At 66.5% G+C, this 2465-nt stretch carries 1 protein-coding gene and 1 pseudogene; both read left to right on the top strand.

Annotation, left to right across the window (positions count from 1 at the left end):
* Positions 1-109 precede the first annotated feature (109 nt).
* Positions 110-1768, top strand: a complete 1659-nt coding sequence (locus EOA38_RS33630; protein ID WP_127222173.1) for an acyl-CoA synthetase — start codon at positions 110-112, stop codon at positions 1766-1768.
* 257 nt (positions 1769-2025) lie between these two features.
* Positions 2026-2465, top strand: a pseudogene (locus EOA38_RS33625) (hypothetical protein); the annotation flags it as partial.

Genomic DNA, 2465 nt, shown 5'->3' with positions numbered 1-2465 from the left:
GACCTCGCTCCCCTCGACTTTCGCCGCAATCGACCCGAGCCATCTTTTCGGGCAATCTCTCCTCCTGTCCACGCCATGGGGCGGCGGCGTGCGGCCGAGGGAGGATTCCATGACCGAAATGCGTACGGCGACGCCGCGCTATGAGGACGCCGTCCAGCGCTTCCGTATCGAGGACGAGATCGCAAAACTTCACGGCGATCCGGCGAGCGGCATCAACGCCTATGTCGAATGCTGCGGCCGCTACACGGGAGAGAACCGGCTGGCGCTGCGCGCGATCTCGGCGACCGGCGAGCTCGGCGAATTCACCTTCGACGATCTCGCCGACATGTCGGGCCGCGTCGGCAATCTTCTGAAAGAGCTTGGCGTGCGCCCCGGCGATGTCGTTGCCGGCATGCTGCCGCGCATCCCGGAATTGGTGGCGCTGATCCTCGGCGCATGGCGCGTCGGTGCCGTCTACCAGCCGCTGTTCACCGCGTTCGGCCCGAAGGCGATCGAGCATCGGCTGGGCTATAGCCACGCCAAGCTGGTGGTGACCAACCCCGCCAACCACGGCAAGCTCGACGAGGTGGAAAACCATCCGCGCATCGCGACCGTCCTTGGCGCCGGCGATACCCTCCCCGCGGGCGACATCGATTTCCGCGCCGCCCTGGCCGCCGCCTCTCCCGATTGCGAGCCCGTGATGCGCAAAGGCTCCGACCTGTTCATGATGATGTCGACTTCCGGCACGACGGGGCACCCGAAAGGCGTGCCGGTGCCGCTCAACGCCCTGCTCGCCTTCGGCGCCTATATGCGCGACGCGATCGGGCTTCGCGCCGACGACGTGTTCTGGAACATCGCCGACCCGGGCTGGGCCTATGGGCTCTACTACGCCATCGCCGGGCCCTTGCAGCTCGGGATCGCCACCACCTTCTACGAAGGCGCCTTCAACGCCAAAAGCACCTACGACATCATCGAGCGTCTGGGCGTCACCAGCCTCGCCGGCTCGCCCACCGCCTATCGCCTGCTGATGGCGGAGGGGCCTGAGGCAGCCGCCCGCGTCAAGGGCAGGCTGCGCGTGGTGAGCAGCGCCGGCGAGCCGCTCAATCCGGAGGTGATCCGCTGGTTCGACGCCCATCTCGCCGCCCCCATCCACGACCATTACGGCCAGACCGAGAACGGCATGATGGTCAACAACCACCACGGACTGGCCCATCTCGTCCGCGCGGGCTCGGCCGGCTTCGCCATGCCGGGCTACCGCATGGTGGTGCTCGACGAAGCGGGCAACGAGCTCGGCCCCAACCAGCCGGGCGTGCTTGCCGTCGATATCGCGAACTCGCCGCTGCGCTGGTTCGACGGCTACCACCAGGCGGCGACGCCGGCGATATCGGGCGGCTATTACCGCACCGGCGACACGGTGGAGTATGAGCCGGACGGCTCGGTCTCCTTCATCGGCAGGGCGGACGACGTCATCACCTCGTCCGGCTACCGCATCGGACCGTTCGACGTCGAAAGCGCGCTGATCGAGCATCCGGCCGTCAACGAGGCGGCGGTCGTCGGCGTACCCGATCCGCAGCGTACCGAGATCGTCAAGGCCTTCGTCGTGCTGGCGCCGGCCTTCAAGGGCAGCGAAGCGCTTGGCGAGGAGCTCGCCCAGCACGTGAAGAAGCGGCTTTCGGCGCATTCCTATCCGCGCGAGGTCGAGTTCGTCGGCGAGCTGCCGAAGACGCCAAGCGGCAAGATCCAGCGGTTTCTGCTCAGGAAGGCGGAGGTGGAGAAGCGGAAGGGGTGATGTTGCCGATCTCCCCCCTCGAGGGGGAGATGTCGCCGAAGGCGACAGAGGGGTCGTCTCACATAGATCGCCAGCGTCGTCTCGCGCCGCGAAAGGCGTCGGCGCCCCACGCGCGGCGCCCCCCTCTGGCCGCTTCGCGGCCATCTCCCCCTCGAGGGGGGAGATCTACGGCGCCACGCGCTCAGTCTTTTTTTAGCCTAATCTTGTCTTCAAATGTGCGTATGTCATTGGGATAGAACGGGCGCGAGGGTTACATCATGCGGTTGATCTGGACGCTTCTCTTTGCGCTTGCAGGCAGCGTGACTTTCGCCGCCTCGCCGGAGGACGACTATATCGCGGCACGCGACAAGGCGATTTCCGACATCGCGGCGCAGGAAAGCTCGAATGCCGCCGTGGAAGCGCTCGATGCCGCCAACGAGAAGGCGCGTGCCGATCTCGAAAAGCGCCTGTCCGCCCTGCTCGGCCCGCTCTCGGTCAAGGATTTTCCAGCGACCGGCACGATCAATCTCGAAAGCCTCAGCGCTTCCGACATCGGCTTCGGCATGCTCGACGGGCTGCGATACGCCAATAGCGACGAGGGCCCAAGCATCGTGGCGACGACGCGGGGGCTCGCCGAACGCTGGCTGCAGTCCAAGGCCGACGAGGACGATGAAAGCCTCAAGCTGCCAACCGGCCTCGGCGAGGCGCTGAAGCTCGA

Origin of the sequence: Mesorhizobium sp. M1E.F.Ca.ET.041.01.1.1, from assembly GCF_003997355.1 — a bacterium.
In the GTDB taxonomy this organism is placed as follows: domain Bacteria; phylum Pseudomonadota; class Alphaproteobacteria; order Rhizobiales; family Rhizobiaceae; genus Mesorhizobium.
Note: the sequence above shows the minus strand (reverse complement) of the source record. Positions and strands in the feature narration are given on the sequence as shown.